Here is an 18,940-nt window from a genome sequence, read left to right as displayed (position 1 = left end):
TCAGGACGCGGCGCGGCGCTCGCCGGGGATGGCGCTGAGCAGTTCGCGGGTGTAGTCCTCGCGCGGGTCGTCGAAGATCTGGGCAGGCGTGCCGCTCTCGACGATGCGGCCGCGCTGCATGACGTGCACCTGGTGCGAGAGCATCCGGACGACGGCGAGATCGTGGCTGATCAGCAGGTAGCTCAGCCCCAGCCGCTGCTGGAGCCCCGCGAGCAGCTCGAGGATCTGGTTCTGCACGATCACGTCCAGCGCCGAGACCGCCTCGTCGAGGATGACCAGCTCGGGCTCCAGCGCCAGCGCCCGCGCGATCGCCACGCGCTGGCGCTGCCCGCCGCTGAGCTCGTGCGGAAGCCGCTCGGCGGTCTCAGGCGGCAGCGCGACCTGGTCGAGCAGCTCGTGCGCGCGCTGCCGCCGCGACCGCGCGTCGCCGATGTCGTGCACCTGCAGCGGCTCGGTGATCGAGCGCAGCACGGTGTAGCGGGGGTCGAGCGACGAGTACGGGTTCTGGAACACCGGCTGGACCCGGCGGCGGAACGCGAACAGCTCCCGCCGGCTCATGCCGACCAGCTCGGCGCCGTCGAACCGGACCGACCCCGAGGTCGCGTCCTCGAGCCCGAGCAGCAGGTTCGCCGTCGTCGACTTGCCGGAGCCGGACTCGCCGACCAGCGAGACCGTCTGGCGCCGCGGGATGGTGAAGCCGACATCGTCGACGGCGAGGAAGGACTGCTTGCGGCCCCGGCCGGAGCGGATGGCGAACTCCTTGGACAGCCCGCTCACCTCGACCAGCGGCCCGATCTCGGCCGGACGACCCTCCGCGGGGCGGACCAGCTCGCGCGAGCTGAGGCTCGGCGCGGCGGCGATCAGCGCCTTCGTGTAGTCGTGCTGCGGGTTCTCCAGGATGTCGCGGGCCGGCCCGGTCTCGACGATCTCGCCGCGGTACATGACCACGACGGTGTCCGCTCGCTCGGCGGCGAGGCCGAGGTCGTGGGTGATGAGGAAGACGGCGGTGCCCATGCGGTCGGTCAGGGTGTCGAGCTGGTCGAGGATCCGCCGCTGGACCGTGACGTCGAGTGCCGAGGTCGGCTCGTCGGCGATCAGCAGGGACGGCTCGCAGGCCAGCCCCATCGCGATGAGCGCGCGCTGGCGCATGCCGCCGGAGAACTCGTGCGGGAACTGCCGGGCCCGCCGCTCCGGCTCGGGGATGCCGACCAGGTCGAGCAGCTCGACGACGCGCCGGTCGGTCGCTCGGCCGGTGGTGCGCCCGTGCACCTCGAGCGCCTCGGCGATCTGGGTGCCGATCCGTTGCATCGGGTTGAGGTTCGACATCGGGTCCTGCGGGATCAGCCCGATGCGGGCGCCGCGGATCGCGACCAGCTCGCGCTCGCTCGCCGTGGTGAGGTCGCGGCCGTCGAAGTGGATCGAGCCGGAGGTGATCGTGCCGTTGCCCGGCAGCAGGCGGTTGATGGCCGCGGCCGTCGTCGACTTGCCCGAGCCGGACTCGCCGACCACCGCGAGCGTCCGGCCGGCGGCCAGGTCGAGGCTGACCCCGGTGACGGCGGGCACCGGGCCGGCCGGCGTGGCGAACGTGACGGAGAGGTCGCGGATCGAGAGCAGCGGGTCGGTCGTCATGGGTACCTCGTCGGTGTCGTGACGGGGGCGTACAGCAGGTCCTCGACCGCGGCGGCGGTGACCTGGCGGAGGTGGTCGTTGGTCGCAGGCTCGCCCGGCGTCACCAGCCGGTTCGTCGCGACGACGAACGCGATGGCGTGACCCGGGACCATGGCGACGGTGGTCCCGGTGTAGCCGGGGTGGTAGCGCAGCTCGACGGTGTCCGGCCCGGCCCGCAGCGTGTCCGTGCGCCAGCCGAGCGCCTGTCCGGCATCGGGTCCCTCGGCGAGCAGCGCCGGGTCGGTCCCGGCGGCCGCGGCGGCGAACGCCAGCAGGTCCGGCGCCGAGGCGAACAGCCCGGCGTGGCCGCTCACGCCGTCGAGCGCGTGGAACGCGTTGCCGTCGGCGGCGGTGCCGACGACGAGTCCGTCGCGCCAGCGGTCCATGTCGCCGAGCCCGAACGGGACGGGGTACGGCGTCGACGTGGCGAGCATGCGGCGCTCGACGGCGTCGCCGTCCGCACCGGCCGCGAGTTCGTCGTCGGTGCGCGGACCGTAGCCGAGGGTCGGCAGGCCCAGCGGCTCCGCGACCAGGTCGCGGACGGCCGCGCGCAGCCCGCCGCCGGTGACCGCGGCGACGATGCGCCCGAGCAGCATGAAGCCGAGGTCGGAGTAGTGCCGCCCGGTGTCCGGCGGGTAGCGCAACGGCAGCGTGTCGAGCTCCGCGTACGCCGCCTCTGCGTGGGCCGCACGGACGTAGAACGGCCACCACTCCCACAGCCCGGCGCGGTGCAGCAGCAGCTGCCGGACGGTGACGGCGTGGGCGAACGACGGCAGGTGCGCGCGCACGTCGTCGTCGAGCCCGAGTCGCCCGGACGACACCAGCCGCAGGCACATCGCGGTCGTGACCAGTTTCGTCACCGAGGCGAGGTCGTGCACGGTCGCGACGGTCATGGGGGCGCCGGTCAGCCGGTCGCCGGCGGCGTGGGCGTAGGTGCCCGCGGACGTGCGCACCATGACGACGGCGCCGCCCGGTGGCGTCCACGTCGGCCCGGGTTCGAGGATCCGTTCGACGGCGCCGGTGACGGCGGGATGCGCGGCGGGGCCGGGGACCGGCCGGGTCAGCTGCAGCTCGGGCTCGCCGAACTCGTCCTGCACCCGCTCCGCGCCGTCGGCGGCCCAGCCCTGCGACGCGTAGAACCGACGCGACGGCGTGTTGTCGCGGAACACCCAGAGCCGGGCCACCCTCACGCCGCGCTCGCCCAGCCGGCGCACCGCCTCGGCCAGCAACCGGGCGCCGGCGCCGCGGCCCTGGGCGTCGGGGTGCACGTACAAGGAGTGGACGGCGCCCTCGCCGGAGCCGGTGGCCGCGGAGCGCGTGACACCCACGGTCACGCCGTCGTCGACCGCGACCAGCAGCTCGCCGGGCCGGGCGGACTCGGCCGCGCGGCGCCACAGCGCCCGGGCACGCTCGTCCGTCATCGACGCGACCAGGCGCGCCGGCAGCGTCTCGGCATAGCTGGTGCGCCAGCAGGCCAGGAAGACCCGGACGACGTCGTCCAGGTCGGCGGCGGTGGCGGCGCGCACGGATGGCGTCATGGCGTCGCCGCACCGCGCAGCGTCACTGCCGACGGCATCGTCGCCAGCGGGTCGGGCAACCGCAGCGGACCGGCGCCGGGCGTGAACGTGCCGAGGATCCGCGGCGCGGTGGCACCCGTGCCGCCGGGCACCGTGCCGGGCAGGCCGTGTGCGCTGCACCAGCCGATGAGGGCGAACGCGATGGCCTCCTTCTCACCGGCCGGCGCGCCCAGGTCGTCCGACGGGATCAGCCGCGTGTCCGGCAGCGCCCGGCGCAGGCCCTCGACGAGCACCGGGTTGCGCACGCCGCCGCCGGACACCACCACAGTGGTGACGCCCTCGGCCCGGACCGCGTCGGCGACGGTGCGCACGGTCAGCTCGGTGAGCGTGGCGACGAGGTCGGCCGGCTCCGGGGTCAGGCCGGCGCGCGCGACCGCGTCCTCGATATAACCCAGGTGGAACAGCTCCTTGCCGGTGCTCTTGGGCGCTGGGAGCCGGTAGTACGGCTCGGCCAGCAGCACGTCGAGGAGGGCGGGGTCGACGGTGCCCGCCGCGGCGATCCGGCCGCCGTCGTCGTAGCCCGCGGGGTGCAGCCCGTGCGCCGTCACCACGGCGTCGACGAGCGCGTTGGCGGGGCCGATGTCGTACGCGTGCAGCCCGGCGGGGCCCAGCACCGTCACGTTGGAGATGCCGCCGAGGTTGAGCGCCGCGGGGACGCCGTCGAGACCGCGCAGCAGCAGGTCATCGAGGATCGACACCAGCGGCGCGCCGTGCCCGCCGGCGGTGATGTCGCGGATGCGCACGTCGGACAGCACCGGCGTGCCGGTGCGCTCGGCGATCCAGGCCGGCTGGCCGAGCTGCAGCGTGCCGAGCGCCTTGGTGCCCTCGACCCAATGGAAGACCGTCTGGCCGTGCGAGGTGATCAGGTCGGCCGGTCCGCCCGCGTCGAGCGCCGCCGCGGCGGCGTCGGCGAACGCCTGGCCGATGAGGGTGTCGAGGACGGCGACCTCGGCCAGGTCGACCGGTGCCGGCGGCAGCGCCGCCAGCAGCCGGGCCCGCAGCCGCGGCGCGTACGGCGTCGACGACAGGTGCACGACGCGGCCGTGCAGGATGTCGTCGTCGACGGTGAAGTCGACGGTCGCGGCGTCGATGCCGTCGTGCGACGTGCCGGAGATCAGACCGAGGACCCTCATGCGTGTTCTCCCAGTGCGTCGCGCAGCCGCCCGTCCGCGGCCCGCAGCCGCTCGGTGGCCGTCTCGTGGTCGAGGCCGAGCCGCAGCCGAAGGACGGCGGTGCGGACGTCGTAGCCGGAGCTCGCGAGCATCGCCCGCGCCTGGTCGGGGCGGGCGCCGGTCAGCGCGGACACGATCCGCGTCGCCCGGCCGCGCAGCTTGTCGTTGCTGGCCCGGAGGTCGACCATGAGGCCGCGGTAGGTCTTCCCGAGCCGGACCATCGTGATGGTGGAGATCATGTTGAGCACCAGCTTCTGGGCGGTGCCTGCCTTCAGCCGGGTCGAGCCGCTCAGGACCTCGGGTCCGACGACGACCTCGACGGGGTGGTCGACGGCCGCGCTCAGCTCGGTCTGGTGGTTGCACGACACCCCGACGGTCAGCGCGCCGAGCTCGCGGGCCCGCTGGACCGCGCCGAGCACGTACGGCGTCCGCCCGCTGGTGGCGAGGCCGACCACGGCGTCGGCATGACCGATGCCGGCGTCGGTCATGGCCTGCGCACCCGCGTCGGCGTCGTCCTCGGCCCCCTCGACGGCGCCGGCGATGGCCTCCGGCCCGCCCGCGATGACGGCGATCACCTCGTCCGGGCCGACGTTGAAGGTCGGGCGGGACTCCGAGGCGTCCAGCACGCCGAGCCGGCCGGACGTGCCCGCGCCCACGTAGACGAGCCGGCCGCCGGCGCCGACGCGCTCGACGATGGCCTCGATGGCGGCGCTGATCCGCGGCAGCTCGCGGGCGACCGCCGCCGGCACCGTCGAGTCGGCCTCGTTCATGAGCCGCGCGAGCTCGGCCACCGGTGCCTCGTCGAGAGCGGCGTAGCGCGGGTCGATCGCCTCGGTGTCCGGCGGCGTGCGGCCGTCTCCGTCCGTCATCGCGCGCCCGCGCCCCGGCCGCGCCGGTCGTACCGGTCGCGCAACCCGTCGCCGAGCAGGTTCAGTCCTGCGATCAGCGCCACGACCACCAGGCCGGGCGCGAGCATGGTCCAGGGTGCCACGGTCACGAGTGTGCGTGCCTCGAAGATCATCGAGCCCAGCGACGGCGCCGGCGGCGGTGTGCCCAGCCCGAGGAAGCTCAGTGACGCCTCGGTGAGCACGGCCCACGACAACGAGAGCGTGACCTGCACGATGATGATGGACGTGATGTTCGGCAGGACGTGCTTGAGCATGACCGCCGGCCGGCTCTGCCCCGTGCTCACGGCCGCGCGGACGTAGTCGATCTCGCGCAGTGACAGCACCGGCCCGCGGGTGACCCGGACGAAGATCGGCGTGTAGACGATGGCGATGGCCACCGCCACGGTGAACCAGGTGCGCTGGAAGACCGAGGCCAGCGCCAGCGCGAGCAGCAGCGGCGGGAAGGCGAACAGGATGTTCGTCACGCCGCCGATCGCGGTGTCGGAGAAGCCCCGGTAGAAGCCGGCGACCAGCCCGGCCGCGGTCCCCACGATGGCCGAGATGGCCACCGCCACGACGGCGATCCGCGCGGAGTTGCCCACGCCCGCGGCCACCCGCGAGAAGACGTCGCGGCCGAACTGGTCGGTGCCGAACCAGTACTCGGCCGACGGCGCCAGCAGCCGGTTGGGCGGGTCCTGCGCGAGCGGGTCGTGCGGCAGCGCGCCGAGCAGCGCCAGCACGGCGACGACGGCGAGCACGCCCGTGATCACCAGGCCGGCGAGCGTGACCCGGCTGCGGGTCAGGGCGCGCAGCAGCCCGCGGGCGCTGACCCGGGTCGGTGCGACGTCGGGGATCTGGTCGGTGGTGGTCATGCGGCGCGCACCCTGGGGTCGATGATCCGGTACAGCAGGTCGGTGAGGAGGTTGACCAGCACGAAGGCCAGCGCGATGACCAGCACGGTGCTCTGCACCAACGCGTACTCGTTCTGCTGGATGCCCAGCAGAACCTGCCGGCCGATGCCGGGGATGGAGAAGATCTGCTCGACCACCACGGCGCCACCGAGCAGGTAGCCGAACTGCAGCCCGGTCATGGTGGCGATCGGCACCAGCGCGTTGCGCAGCACGTGCCGGATCTGCAGCCGCCGGGCTGGGACGCCCTTGGCGCGGGCGGTCCGGACGAAGTCGTCGGAGGCGACCTCGAGGACCGCCGTCCGGGTGGTCCGCAGGATCGGCGCGGCGACGCCGAACCCGAGGACCAGCGACGGCAGCAGCATCTGCTGCAGGTTCAGCAGCGGGTCGTCGAAGAACCGCGCGAACGGCTCACCGTTGGGGTTGAAGCCGAACCGCGACGCCAGCACCGAGGTCAGCGTCGTGGCCAGCAGGAACGCCGGGACCGACAGTCCGGCCAGCCCGACGACCTGACCGGTGGCGTCGCGTGCGGAGTTCGGCCGCGATGCCGACAGCATGCCCAGCGGGATCCCGATGACCAGTGCCAGCAGGATCGACAGCACCGCCAGCTCGAACGTCACCGGCAGCGCCTGCAGCGTCAGGTCGGCGACGCTGGTCTGCGCCCGCGCCGAGAAGCCGAGGTTCCCGGTCAGGATGTTGCCCAGCCAGCCGAAGAACTGCGTGAGCAGCGGCTGGTCCAGCCCGTAGTACGACTCCAGCGCGGCCCGCTGGTCCGGCGTCAGCGCGGCCGCCTCGGTGCCGAGGTTGGCGGTGATCTGGTCGCCCGGGATGGCCCGGAGCACGACGAACACCACGACGGCCACGCCGAACAGCGTGAACACGGACTGGGCGACGCGGCGGACGACGCCGTTGTGGAGGAGGGTGTCGAGCATGCCGTCGGCCCCGGTCAGCCGGTGAAGCCGGCTGTCCGGAGGTACTGCAGCGAGCCGTTGGCCATCGGGACGAATCCCTGCAGCGTGTTCGTGGTGACGGTGTAGGTGTAGCTGGTGAACAGCCAGACCCAGGCGGCATTGTCCTCGAGGTGGCGGGCGACCTGGTCGTAGATCTCCTTGCGCTTGCCCTCGTCGGTGGCCTGCAGGCCCTGGGCGAAGAGGTCGTCCAGCTCCGGCGAGCTGTAGCCGGCGACCTGGTTGAGGTTGCCGTCGCTGGTGAAGTAGCGGCCGTACATGCCGTCGGGCTCCGGGCGGCCGCCGTTGAGGGCGACGGCGGCGTCGAAGTCGGCGGCGATCCAGCGGTCGACGTAGGCGCCGGACTCCAGCGGGGTGAACGTCAGCTCGATGCCGACCTCGGCGAGCTGGGCCTGCAGGTTCTGCGCCTCGTTCACCGACGTGGCGTACTCGCCCTGCGACACGATGGTGTCCAGCGCGAAGCCGTCGGCCAGCCCGGCGTCGGCGAGGTACTCGCGGGCCTGGTCGAGGTCGCGGGTGGGGCAGGGCCGGGCGTCGGGGTCGGACTTATAGGCCGGCGACGTGATGGGGCCGGTGACCTCGCCCTCGCCCAGCGCGGCGGTGTCGAGGACCTGCTGGCGGTCGATGGCGCACTGGATCGCCAGCCGGGCGTTGACGTCGGCCAGCGGCCCACGGCGCGCGTTGAGCTGCAGGACGTGGTAGCTGAGCTGCGGCGTCTCGGCCACGGTGAGGTCGGGGCCGGTGGCGGTGTCGGCCACCAGCGGGTCGTCGAAGACGGCCATCTGCACGTTGCCGGACTGCATCGCGGAGACGATGGACGACTCGTCCGGGATGACGCGGAACTCGACGGTGTCGAGCAGCGCCGGCTCGCCCCAGTAGGCGTCGTTGCGGGCCAGCGTGACCGACTGGTTCGGGACCCGGGCCTGGAACGTGAACGGCCCGGTGCCGTTGGGCTGGGTGTTCAGCGCCTCCTCGGTGTCGTCGGAGGACAGGATCGCCATGTTGACGGTGGAGAGGTTGGCGAACAGGCCGGAGTCCGGCGTGCTGAGGGTGAGCTCGACGGTGCTCGGGTCGGGCGCGGCGACGGCGCTGACCCGCGCGAGCGTGCTGGCGGCGACGGCGGCGGTCGCCTCGTCGCGGATGGCCTCGAGCGAGTACACGACGTCCGCGGAGTCGAACGCGCTGCCGTCGGCGAAGGTCACGCCCTCGCGCAGCTGGAAGGTGACGGTGAGGCCGTCGGGCGAGACCTCCCACGACTCCGCCAGGCCCGGGACGACCTCGAGGTTCTCGTCGAGCTCGGTGAGCGTGCCGTAGACGTTGCCGAGCAGCTGGACGGCCTGGAACTGGGTGGCGCGCCACGGGAACAGCGTGTCCGGGTCCGACGTCGCGCCGATGACGAGGTCGCCGCCGGCTTGCGCGTCGGCCGTGCCGGCGTCGCTTCCACCGCCGGAGCCCGTCTCGTCGCGCGGCGCGTCGGAACACGCGGCGAGCGTCAGGGACATCGCCACGACGGCGCCGATCGCCGTCGTGCGCAGACCGTTCGACATGACCGTCCTCCTCATTCGCCGATCAGACAGGTATAGACCATACGTCCGAGCCGTCTGATGCGTAAAATTGGTACGCACTCACGCGACGAGGGGGAGACCGATGCCGAGCACGCCGTCCGCCCGCATGGTCCTGGTCGACATCCGGGCCGCCCTGCCCTCGCTGCCGCCGTCGGAGCAGCGGGTCGCCCGGGCGATCCTGGCCGACCCGGTGGGCGTGGCCGGCTGGTCGATGCACCGGCTGGCGGCCGAGGGCGAGACCTCGACCACGACGGTGGTGCGCTTCTACCGGCGGCTGGGCTACAGCCGCCATCAGGACCTGCGGCTCGACCTCACCCGCGAGGTCACCCGCGAAACGTTCGCCCACGCCGGAGGCGCCGCTGCCTCCGGCGACATCGACCGCGACGACCTGCTGTCCGACATCGTCGCGAAGGTCGCGCGGAAGGAGGCGCTGTCCATCTCCGACACCGCCGAGGCGCTCGACCTCGACGCGCTGTCCCGGGCGGTGGCCGTCGTCGCCGCCGCCCGCCGCGTCGACCTGTTCGGGGTCGGGGCGAGCGCCTTCGTCGGACTGGACCTGCAGCAGAAGCTCGTCCGCATCGGCCGGACGGCGCTCACCTGGTCGGACCCGCACTCCGCCTGGACCTCGGCCGTCGTGCTCGACAGTTCCTGTGTGGCGGTCGGGGTCTCGCACACGGGGACGACGGCCAGCACCGTCCGCTTCCTCAGCCTGGCCGCGCGCGCCGGCGCCACGACCATCGCGATCTCCAACCACGCCGACGCCCCGGTCGCCCACGCCGCCGACATCGTCCTCACCACCGCGGCCCGGGAGTCACGGTTCCGCCCGGGAGCGCTGGGCAGCCGGATCGCGCAGCTCATGGTCGCGGACTGCCTGTTCACCGCCGTGGCACAGGCCTCATACGACCGCTCGATCACCGCACTCGGCCAGACCTACGCCGCCGTCCGCGGCGAGCCGGCCGACGCCTGAGGGCCACCACCGCTGCTCATGCCTCCCGCGACCGCGGGAGGTCGCCGTCGGAACCGTCAGGCGGTCTGTTGGGCGGCGGTGGCGCAGCGCGCACGGCCGCTGAGCACCGTGACGCCCGTGGGGTGGGCGCTGGTCGTCGCCGGCTCCGTGGAGAGCGGCGGGTCGATCCAGCGGATCTCGGTGAGGCCGCCGTGGCCGTGGATGGCCGTGACGTGGTCGATGTCGTCGTAGACGGCGACCGACTGCACGTCCGAGCAACACCAGGCGAGCGTGGTGCGGCCGGTCGGGTACTGCGTGCCGTACGCGACGATGCCGGTGCCGGAGACGCCGGTGACGTCGTAGCGGCGGTGCAGGGCGAAGCGGCGCGGGAGTTGAGCGGGCTGGCTCACTTTCTGTTTCCCCGTTCGTTGATCAGGCGTGGCGGCCGGGACCTGGCTGGTCCGACCGGCCGCCACGCCGGCCTGTGGTGTGCGACGACGGCTGCTGCGGCCCACCCCAGCCGACCATGTCCGCCCTCCGCACTCTCTAGGAGATGTCACCAGAGTGACACCGTCCGAGCCCTCGTGCAGCGTCACCGCGTGACGTGTGACACGTTGAAACATCGGCTGGCATGAGACGCGCACCAAAAGCGACATACCGGGGCATCCGTCGTGGCTTGGCTCCAGATGCCGCGGTCAGCGGCCTGGGACGACCGAATGCCGGGTTCACTGATCGAAACACGGTCTGTGCTGCGACAACGAACTGCGGGGGCGCTGCGGGCCCGGTCCGGCGCGCCCACATGTCTATCGGGTGCGGGTGGCTCTCGTCGCCCGCAAGGCCTATCCCGTGACATCCGGGCCGCGACTGTGACGCCGTCGGCTGTGCCAACGGCGCCGCCGCGGCGCGTGCCGGCCGGACGAGGGCACCGGGAGCACCCTCCACACCAGGTAGGCGACGAGCCCGGCCAGCAGGCCGAGACCCAGCAGCACGTGGAAGAGGTGCGGCCGCGGGAAGGCGAGTTGCACGACGAAGCCGACCAGACCGACCAGGAACAGCAGCCACCACCGGTCGGGGCCGTACCCGTGGCCCGGCGAGTTCGCGAACCAGCCGCCGCGCCGGCCGCGGATGCCGGTGACGACGGCGGTGATGCTCGGCCCGGCGATCATCGCCGCGATGCTGAACGCCCCCGCCCACGTGTACTGCGGATGCTGGTTGGACTCGAGGACCGCTCCGGACGGCAGCCGCAGCCAGGCCGGCTCGTGCTCGATGAACACGACCGTGACGCGCTGGTTCGTCGTCAGCTCGTCGAGGTCGTCCTGCGGGCGGAAGTCCACCCACAGTCGGGTCCCGTCGGTGGGTTCGGGTCCGTCGCCGTGCAGCGCCAGCCGCCAGCTCGGGTCGGGGTCCCAGCTCCGCCCATGGTTCACGACCCGCTCGGCGACGGTCGCCTCGCGCTCGGTCAGGCAGATGCCGCTGAAGTCGCGCTCGCATACCGACGCCTCGCCGAGGCGGGCCAGCAGGACCAGCGACCAGACGCCCAGGCCCACCGCGACCAGAGCGAACAGCAGGCCGGCCGTGCCGAGCAGCACCAGGACGGCCGGCCGGTCGAGGGCGCGGCGCAGCAGGTCGCCCACGGGTCAGCGGGAGGCTTCGGGGGCGAGGTAGGCGGCCGCCTGCAGGCGGAACAGTTCGGCGTAGTGGCCGTCGTGGGCCATGAGATCGTCGTGCGAGCCGTGCTCGGTGACCCGGCCGCCGTCGAGGACGTAGATGCGGTCGGCGGTGCGGACGGTGGAGAAGCGGTGCGAGATGAACAGCACCGTCCGCCCGCCCAGCAGGTCGCGCAGCGACTGGAAGAGTGCGTGCTCGGCGCGCGGGTCGAGCGACGCCGACGGCTCGTCGAGGATGACGAACGGGGCGTCGCGGAAGAACGCGCGCGCGAGGGCGATGCGCTGCCACTGGCCCAGTGAGAGGTCCTGGCCGCCCTTGAACATGGTGGACAGATAGGTGTCCCAGCCGCCCGGCAGGGTCTCGATGACGCCGGCGATGCCGGCCCGGCGCGCGGCCGCGTCGATCGCCTCGGTGTCGCCCATGCGGTCGGCGTCGCCGAGGCCGACGTTCTCGCGGGCGGACAGGTGGTAGCGGACGAAGTCCTGGAAGACGACGGCGACCGACCGGCGCAGCCCGGGCCGGGAGTAGGCCGACACGTCGACGCCGTCCCAGCGGATGCTGCCGCGGTCGGGCTCGTAGAGCGCGGCCAGGAGTTTGGCGAGCGTCGTCTTGCCGGAGCCGTTCTCGCCGACCAGCGCGACGATCTCGCCCGCGTTCAGCCGGATAGACACGTCGTCGAGGGCCGGCGTGGCGCTGCCCGGGTAGCTGAAGCGGAGCCCGTCGGCGGTCAGCGTGGTGAACGACGACGGCGCCGGTGCGCCCGCCTCGGCGGTCTCGGCCTCCGGGCGCAGCGCGACGAAGCGGTCGAGGTCGTCGAGGAAGAGGCCGGACTCGAAGATCTGCTGGGCGCCCTTGAACAGCGTGGTGACCTGGGTCGCGAGCAGCCGGATCGCGACGATGGCGGCGCCGGCCTCGGCCAGGGTCACCCGGCCCTGCCCGACCAGCCAGACCAGCGCGATCAGCGTGGCCGCGAGGAACGCCGCGGAGGCGAGGTTGCCGGCCACGGCGAGGCGGGTACGGCGGCGCAGGTGGTGGCGCAGGTCGGTGGTGTACGCGGAGTAGACGGCGTCGAAGCGCTGGCGCAGCGCACCGGTGAGGCCGTAGGCGCGCACCTCCTTGGCTTCGTCGCGGCCGGTCTGCACGAGGCCGAGGTACTGCCGCAGCCGCAGGGCCGGCGTCTGGGCGACGGCGAAGTCGAACTCGAGCCGGCTCTCGCGGCGGCTGGTGAAGAACAGCGGGACGCCGGCGAGCAGCAGGATCGGCAGCAGCGCGGGCTCGAAGCTGATGATGGCGACAGACAGCCCGACGCAGCCGGCGAAGCCGCCGACCATGCCGATGAGGCCCTGCGTGAGGGTGTACGGACGGCTCAGCGCGTTGGTCTGCACCCGCTGCAGGCGGTCGTAGAACTCCGGCGACTCGAACGCCCGCAGGCCCACCGCGCCGGCGACGTCCAGCATCTGCTGCCACGTGGAGCGCAGCACCAGCTCGGCCAGCAGCCGCTGCTGGTTGACCTGCACGGCCGTCGCGACCGCCACCAGTGCCGTCACCGTCGCCAGCAGCACGACGGGGAGCACCACCGGCCCCACACCGCCGCCGTCGCCGACCACCAGGATGGCGTCGAGGACGGCCTTCACGATGAGCACCTGGGCGGCGATGATCGCCGCGCCGAGCAGCTGCAGGGCCGTCGTCACGATGAACGCGCGGTGGTCGGCGGACCACGTGAGCCGGATGCTGTGTCCGAACAGCGCGCGCAGCCGGCCGACCGACCGGCGCTGGCGCCGGGCCGAGGCCGCGAGCTCGACGGGGTCGTCGCTGATCGGGGCGTCGTCGGCCGCACGGCTCCGCGAGGCGGCGCCTCGGGCGTGCCGCGGCGTCGTCATGTGGCCCCCCACGCGAGTCGTCGCCGGTCACCCCCCAGTCACCGGCGTTGCCTCATGGTAGTCCGAGCCGGTCAGCGGCGCACGGCGACGCAGTCGTACTCCACCAGCGCCAGCCGCGGGTCGAACGTCACCGGGAACATGCCCGACACCGTGAAGCCGGCGGCCTCGAGCGCCCGCAGCGTCTCCAGGTGCGTCGGCATGCCGTCGTAGGTCGGCTGGACCGCCGCCTCGGTCTGCAGCGCCAGCACCTCCCGGAGCTTCTCGCCGGTGCCGGTGAGGACCTCGAGGTCCCAGCCCTGGGTGCGGAGCTTGAGGTAGACGCGCGGTGCGTCGATGCCGGCGAGCACGCGGTCCCAGAGGTGGTCGAGCCGGCGGACCTGCACCTGCTCGATGCGCGCGGTCTCGATGACGTCGCCGAAGTCGCGCTGGCCGTACTCGCTGGCCGAGCGCAGGGACGACAGCGAGGTGTTGCGGGCGACGTTGATGCGCGAGGTGGTGTCCGACGTGCCCAGCGCGACCGGCAGCACCCGCCACTTGTCGTCGCCGCGGGCGACGCGGGTGAGCACCTCGCGGTTCTCGGCGACCGGCTCGAACGACACGATCCAGCCGCGGTAGCCGTTGCGCCGCAGCTGCCTGCCGAACTCGCCGTGCCGGGCGCCGACATCGAGGACGACGGTGATGTCGAGGTGTGCGAAGAGCCGGCTCAGGTGCAGGCTCAGCAGCCCGGCCTCGCGCCGGCGCCGGGTCGGCACGACCTCGACCCCGAACCGGCGTAACAGATTGCGCGTCCTGTGCTCGATCAGCGATGCCATGTGCCCCCCAGGCCGGACCGGGGAAGATCGTAGACCCGGTGCACCCGCCTGACTAGGGGGTCCGTGCCGTCTACACTGGCCGCCGGGGGGATGGTCATGACTCATGCGCGCACGCTCGGCGTCACCTGGGGCGACCCGTACGCGGCGTTCACCTACAGCGGCGTGCCGTGGCACCTGTTCGCCGAGCTCGACCGCATGTCGGCGCTGTCCGGCCGGGCCGACGCGAACCAGACGCGGCTCACCGACGTCCTGCACGGCATGGTCGACGTGCGGCGGACGCTGCAGGCCCGGCGGCCGCGGCGCAACGCGCTCTGGCGCTACCTGCCCGCCAACATCGAGCGGCTGAGCCGGCGCTTCGCCGCGCTCACGCCGCAGCTGCCCGAGCACGACGCCGTGCTGCAGTTCGGCGTCGCGGGCATCCCCGAGGGCGTGCCGCTGGTGGCGCACGTCGAGATCCCGGTCGAGGCGGCCGTGTCGACGCCGGTGTTCGCCCGGTCGTACGGGTTCGACCGCTTCACCGACCGCGAGATCGCCGCGGCCATCGCGGGCGAGCGCGAGTTCCTGCGGGCCTGCTCCGTCGTGTGGACCAATTCGCCCTGGACGGCGGCGCAGCTGGTGTCCGAGGACCTCCCCGAGAGCAGGATCCGCTGGTACCCGCCGGGGTGCGGCATGGCCGACCCGGGCGAGATCGAGCGGACCTGGGACCACCTCTCGGTGTTGTTCATCGGCAAGGACTGGGAGCGCAAGGGCGGGCCGGAGCTCGTCGAGGCGTTCCGGCAGGTGCGTGCCGCCGACCCCGAGGCGGAGCTGACCGTCGTCGGCGCCGAGCCCGACGTCGACGAGCCGGGCGTGACGGTGCTCGGCTACCTCGACAAGGACGTCCCCGCCGACGCCGCCCGGCTGGACGCCGCCATCCGCCGCGCGACGGTGTTCTGCCTGCCCTCGGTGTGGGAGAGCACCGGCATCGTCTACATGGAGGCGGCGCTCTACGGGCTGCCGGTGGTGATGCTGGCGGGTCAGGGCCGCGAGGCGCTCTTCCCGGCCGACGGCGGCGTCGTGCTGCCCGACGGCGACCCCGGCCGGCTGGCCGCCACGCTGCTCGAGCTCGGCGCCGATCCCGACCGCATGCGGGCCCAGGGCGCGGCCGGCCGGGCGTACGTGCTCGAGCACTACACCTGGCCGACGGTGGCGGCGCGCGTGGCCGGCTTCGTCGACGAGGCGGTCGCCGCCGTCGCCTAGCAGCTGGACTTCGCCTTGACTGCGTCCACCCATGCCTTACGCTGGGTGATCGGACATTGGTCCATGTTTGCCCGCTTCGGGCGAACCGCCGGGTGGGGGCCCGGCACCGGGGGGATTCTCGTGGGGGGCACGATGATCTGCACAGTTCCGCACGACGGCGGGCCGCCGCGTCATGCCTACTCGGCAGGCACGTGAGCCCGGGCCGTCGCACATGGCACGGGTGAGGGTGCTCCACCTCCTGCCGGACCTGCGGGTCGGGGGAGGACAGACGGTGGTTCTCGGGCTGCTCCGGCAGCTCGACCACGACCGGTTCGACGTCCGTGTGGCGTCGCTGGGCGGTCCCGCGGAGCTGCGGGCCGAGTTCGCCGAGGCGGCCGGCTCGCCGCCGGTCGAGCTCGGCGCGTCGGCGGGCGGCACGGCCGGCGCCGTCGCCGCGGTCACCCGGCTGCTGCGGCGTGAGCGCGCCGACGTCCTGCACGTGCACAGCCCGCCCGATCGCACCGCCGGGCACCTCGCCGCGCTGGCCACCGGGGTGCCCGTCGTCGGCCACCTGCACTCCGAGTGGGTGCACCTGCGCCCGTCCGGCCGTCTCGGCGCCCGGCAGCGGCTGACGGGGTCCGTGCGGCTGGCCGCCGAGCGCCGCGCCGTCCGCCACTACGTCGCCGCGTCGGCCCACGTCGCCGCGTTGTTCGCGGCGGCGACCACGACGCCGATCACCGTCCTGCCGCCGGCCACGGACGTCACCGCGCCGCCGCCGGCCGAGCGCGCCCGCCTGAGAAGCGAGCTCGGCCTCGACCCCGACGTCCCGGTGCTGCTGCACGTCGCCCGCATCGTCGAGGGCAAGGGCCATGACGACCTCGTGCCGCTGCTGCAGGACGTCCGGGCCCGCTTCCCCGGCACGGTGCTGCTGCTCGTCGGCGACGGCGACCGCTCGGCGGCGTTCCGGAGCGCGGCCGACGCGGCCGGACTCGCCGACGCGGTCCGGCTGCTCGGCCGGCGCGAGGACGTGCCGGCCCTCATGGCCGCCGCGGACCTGCTCGTCTTCCCGTCCGCCAGCGAGGGCCTGGGCCTGGTCGTCCTCGAGGCCATGGCCACCGGGCTGCCGGTCGCGGCCTACGACCTGCCGGCGTTCGGCGAGTTCGCCCGCGACGGCGAGACCGGCGCGTTCGTGCCGCCGGGCGCGCGCGAGGAGCTCACCAAGGCGGTCATCGAGCTGCTGGCCGACCCCGCCCGGCGGGCCGCCATGGGACGGGCCGGCCGCGACACCGTCGACCACAGCTTCCGCTGGCCGGTCGCCGCCGCGACGCTGGCCGGCGTGTACGAGCGGGTCGCTGCCGAACGGCGGCGCCGATGAGCACGGCGGACACCCTCACCTCGCTGCCGGTCATCCGCGAGGAGAACGAGCACCACGTCGAGTCCGGCCGGACCACCCGCGTCATCCGCGGGCTGTCCTGGACGCTCGGCTCGCAGCTGTTCTCCCGCGGCGTCAACGTCCTCATGGGCATCGTGCTGGCCCGGATCCTGGTGCCCGAGGACTACGGCGTCTTCGGCCTGGCCATCCTCGTGGTCAACATCCTCATCGGCATCAACGACGTCGGCATGACCATGGCGGTGGTCCGCTGGACCGGCGACATCCGCACGGCCGCGCGCACCGCCGTCACGCTCTCCGTCCTGTTCAGCCTCGGCCTGTACGCGCTGGTGTACGCGGGCGCGCCGGCCTACGCCGCCTACATGAACGCGCCCGACGCGACCGCCATGCTGCGGGTGCTGGCGCTGGTGCTCGTGCTCGACGGCGTCACCGCGGTGCCGTCGGCGATCCTCATCCGCGAGTTCCAGCAGCCGAGGCTGGCGCGGGCCGAGCTGGTGACGCTGCCGATCGGCGTCGGCGTCACGCTCGCCTTCGCGTTCGCCGGGGCCGGCGGCTGGAGCCTGGTCGCCGGGCAGCTGGTCGGCAACGTCACCATGGCGATCGCGCTGGTGGTGCTGGCCGGCCAGTGGCTGCGCCCCGGGTTCGACGCGGCCGCGGCCCGCTCGATGATCGTGTTCAGCCTGCCGCTCGCCATGACGTCGCTGATCGAGTACGTGCTGCTCAATGCCGACTACTTCATCGTGGGCCGGGTGCTGGGGACGTTGTCGCTGGGCTTCTACGTGCTCGCGTTCAACGTGTCGAGCTGGCCGGTCACCGCGGTGACGCAGTCGATCCGGCGGGTCTCGATCTCCGAGTTCGCGTCCATGCAGGACTCACCGGGGCAGCTGGACAAGGCGTTCCGGGCCGGCTTCGTCGTGCTGGTCAAGGTCATGCTGCCGCTGGTCATGGGGCTGAGCCTGCTGTCCGGCCCGTTCCTGCGGCTGGTCTTCGGCCACCAGTGGGCGCCCGCCGCCCCGGTGCTGGCCTGGCTGGCCGTGCTCGGCGGCGTCCGGGTGGCGCAGGGTCTGGTCTTCGACGTGCTGGTGGCCGTCGGGCGCTCCATGGCGACGCTCGTGGTCAAGCTGGTCTGGCTCGCGGCGCTGGTGCCGGCACTGGTCGCGGCCGCGCACTACGGCGACATCAAGACCGTCGCCATGGCCCACGCCGCGGTCGCGGTGCTGGTCAGTCTGCCGATGTTCCTGCTGGCCAGCCGGCTGGTCGGGGTCCGGCTGTCGGCCCTGTGGCCGCAGCTGGTGCGCCCGGCCGTGGCCGGCGTGTGCGCGGGCGTGGCGGCGACGCTGGTGCAGCTGGTCGCCGGCTCGGACCTGATGAGGCTGCTGGCCGGCGGCGCGGTCCTGCTGTTCGTCTACACCGCCATCGCGTTCCCCGGGCTCATGTGGACCTGGCCCGCGGACGCCGGCCGGCACCGGCGGCGGCGCCGCCGGACCCGCCGGGCGGGTCACCGATGAATGGCGACGACGTGCCGGACCTGCCAGCCACTGCCCTCGTACGACGGATCCAGCATGCGCACGCTGTAGGCCAGGCCCGCCAAACGGCCCCGGAACCGCGCCACCGCCGTCGCGACCGTGGCGTCGTCGGGCCCGTCGAACTCGCAGATCAGCGCCGGGCGGTGGGTCTCGAGGATGCCGGCCATGCCGGCGAGCACCGCTGCCTCCGCGCCCTCGACGTCGATCTTGACGACCTTCGGCGGGCGGACGCGGTCCTGCGCCAGCAGCGTGTCGAGGCGGACGGTGTCGACGGCGCGCCGGCCGCGGAGGTCGGGCGGGGTCTGCCCGCCGGCGAGCGTCGCGCCGCCGGGATGCGTGGTCAGCAGCAGCTCGGCGGTGCCGTCGGTGTCGCTCACGGCGGCCGTGACGACCGTGACGTTGCGCAGGTCGTTGAGGGCGGCGTTGCGCTCGGCCGCGGCCGCGATCTCGGCCACCGCCTCGAACGCGTAGGCCGCGCCGTCAGGTCCGACCTCGCGCGCCGCGAGCAGTGCGAAGAAGCCGATGTTCGCGCCGATGTCGTAGAACACGTCGCCGGGCGACAGCAGCTCCTGGACGGCGCGCTGCACCGGCAGTTCGTTGTCGCCGGCCGCATAATCGGCACTGGCCCCCGCCGGATGCAGTTTCAGCCCCGCCGCCGGACCGGAGCTCACGGTGTACGCCCGCCGTCTGCGGCCGCGAAGCCGCTCCACCACACCCACCGCGTCAGACTACTCCGTCCCGATTCGTCCCCCACC

Annotated in this window: 16 protein-coding genes; 4 read left to right on the top strand and 12 right to left on the bottom strand. The window is 73.5% G+C overall.

The window, feature by feature from the left end:
- The 7 genes from HD601_RS04065 to HD601_RS04035 are packed head-to-tail and all read right to left on the bottom strand — an operon-like array spanning position 1 to position 8,727.
- Positions 1-1,629 (bottom strand): ABC transporter ATP-binding protein, encoded by a 1,629-nt coding sequence (locus HD601_RS04065; protein WP_184819587.1) that lies wholly within the window; start codon positions 1,627-1,629, stop codon positions 1-3.
- Positions 1,626-3,206 (bottom strand): GNAT family N-acetyltransferase, encoded by a 1,581-nt coding sequence (locus tag HD601_RS04060; RefSeq protein ID WP_184819585.1) that lies wholly within the window; start codon positions 3,204-3,206, stop codon positions 1,626-1,628. The genes HD601_RS04065 and HD601_RS04060 overlap by 4 nt, the downstream gene beginning before the upstream one ends.
- Positions 3,203-4,378 carry an anhydro-N-acetylmuramic acid kinase gene (locus tag HD601_RS04055; protein ID WP_184819583.1) on the bottom strand — a complete coding sequence of 392 codons (1,176 nt, stop codon included), beginning with the start codon at positions 4,376-4,378 and terminating at the stop codon, positions 3,203-3,205. Before HD601_RS04055 ends, HD601_RS04060 begins: the two co-directional genes overlap by 4 nt.
- Complete coding sequence (murQ, locus tag HD601_RS04050) at positions 4,375-5,286, bottom strand: N-acetylmuramic acid 6-phosphate etherase (protein WP_184819581.1); 912 nt, start codon at positions 5,284-5,286, stop codon at positions 4,375-4,377. Before murQ ends, HD601_RS04055 begins: the two co-directional genes overlap by 4 nt.
- Complete coding sequence (locus tag HD601_RS04045) at positions 5,283-6,176, bottom strand: ABC transporter permease (RefSeq protein ID WP_184819578.1); 894 nt, start codon at positions 6,174-6,176, stop codon at positions 5,283-5,285. Before HD601_RS04045 ends, murQ begins: the two co-directional genes overlap by 4 nt.
- Positions 6,173-7,144 carry an ABC transporter permease gene (locus HD601_RS04040; protein WP_184819576.1) on the bottom strand — a complete coding sequence of 324 codons (972 nt, stop codon included), beginning with the start codon at positions 7,142-7,144 and terminating at the stop codon, positions 6,173-6,175. The genes HD601_RS04045 and HD601_RS04040 overlap by 4 nt, the downstream gene beginning before the upstream one ends.
- Positions 7,145-7,158: 14 nt before the next feature.
- Positions 7,159-8,727 carry an ABC transporter substrate-binding protein gene (locus HD601_RS04035; protein WP_221440522.1) on the bottom strand — a complete coding sequence of 523 codons (1,569 nt, stop codon included), beginning with the start codon at positions 8,725-8,727 and terminating at the stop codon, positions 7,159-7,161.
- Positions 8,728-8,827: 100 nt separating this feature from the next.
- Here HD601_RS04035 and HD601_RS04030 point away from each other — a divergent pair, with 100 nt between their 5' ends.
- Positions 8,828-9,712 carry a MurR/RpiR family transcriptional regulator gene (locus tag HD601_RS04030; protein ID WP_184819574.1) on the top strand — a complete coding sequence of 295 codons (885 nt, stop codon included), beginning with the start codon at positions 8,828-8,830 and terminating at the stop codon, positions 9,710-9,712.
- 56 nt (positions 9,713-9,768) lie between these two features.
- Here HD601_RS04030 and HD601_RS04025 read toward each other — a convergent pair whose 3' ends face one another.
- The 4 genes from HD601_RS04025 to HD601_RS04010 form a co-directional block, all read right to left on the bottom strand.
- A complete protein-coding gene (locus HD601_RS04025; protein WP_184819573.1) occupies positions 9,769-10,101 on the bottom strand; it encodes a hypothetical protein in 333 nt (110 codons plus the stop codon).
- A 429-nt stretch (positions 10,102-10,530) separates the two neighbouring features.
- The gene (locus tag HD601_RS04020; protein WP_184819571.1) at positions 10,531-11,325 is read right to left on the bottom strand and encodes a hypothetical protein; all 795 of its coding nucleotides are present in this window, start codon (positions 11,323-11,325) and stop codon (positions 10,531-10,533) included.
- 3 nt (positions 11,326-11,328) lie between these two features.
- The gene (locus HD601_RS04015) at positions 11,329-13,239 is read right to left on the bottom strand and encodes an ABC transporter ATP-binding protein (RefSeq protein ID WP_184819569.1); all 1,911 of its coding nucleotides are present in this window, start codon (positions 13,237-13,239) and stop codon (positions 11,329-11,331) included.
- Between the two features lie 71 nt (positions 13,240-13,310).
- Complete coding sequence (locus tag HD601_RS04010) at positions 13,311-14,051, bottom strand: FkbM family methyltransferase (protein WP_184819567.1); 741 nt, start codon at positions 14,049-14,051, stop codon at positions 13,311-13,313.
- Positions 14,052-14,147: 96 nt separating this feature from the next.
- Between HD601_RS04010 and HD601_RS04005 the strand changes: the two genes are divergently transcribed.
- The 3 genes from HD601_RS04005 to HD601_RS03995 all read left to right on the top strand — a co-directional run bounded on the left by HD601_RS04005 (position 14,148) and on the right by HD601_RS03995 (position 18,167).
- Positions 14,148-15,290, top strand: coding sequence for a glycosyltransferase family 4 protein (locus tag HD601_RS04005; protein ID WP_184819565.1), 1,143 nt, complete (start codon positions 14,148-14,150; stop codon positions 15,288-15,290).
- A 220-nt stretch (positions 15,291-15,510) separates the two neighbouring features.
- Entirely contained in the window at positions 15,511-16,644 is a 1,134-nt protein-coding gene (locus HD601_RS04000) for a glycosyltransferase (protein WP_184819563.1), read from the top strand.
- Complete coding sequence (locus tag HD601_RS03995; protein ID WP_184819561.1) at positions 16,641-18,167, top strand: oligosaccharide flippase family protein; 1,527 nt, start codon at positions 16,641-16,643, stop codon at positions 18,165-18,167. Before HD601_RS04000 ends, HD601_RS03995 begins: the two co-directional genes overlap by 4 nt.
- On the opposite strand, the gene HD601_RS03990 is transcribed toward HD601_RS03995, so the two are convergent.
- The gene (locus tag HD601_RS03990) at positions 18,158-18,904 is read right to left on the bottom strand and encodes an FkbM family methyltransferase (RefSeq protein WP_184819559.1); all 747 of its coding nucleotides are present in this window, start codon (positions 18,902-18,904) and stop codon (positions 18,158-18,160) included. The two genes, HD601_RS03995 and HD601_RS03990, sit on opposite strands and share 10 nt — an antisense overlap.
- Positions 18,905-18,940 lie beyond the last annotated feature (36 nt).

Source organism: Jiangella mangrovi (assembly GCF_014204975.1).
Classification (GTDB): Bacteria; Actinomycetota; Actinomycetes; order Jiangellales; family Jiangellaceae; genus Jiangella; species Jiangella mangrovi.
Note: the sequence above shows the minus strand (reverse complement) of the source record. Positions and strands in the feature narration are given on the sequence as shown.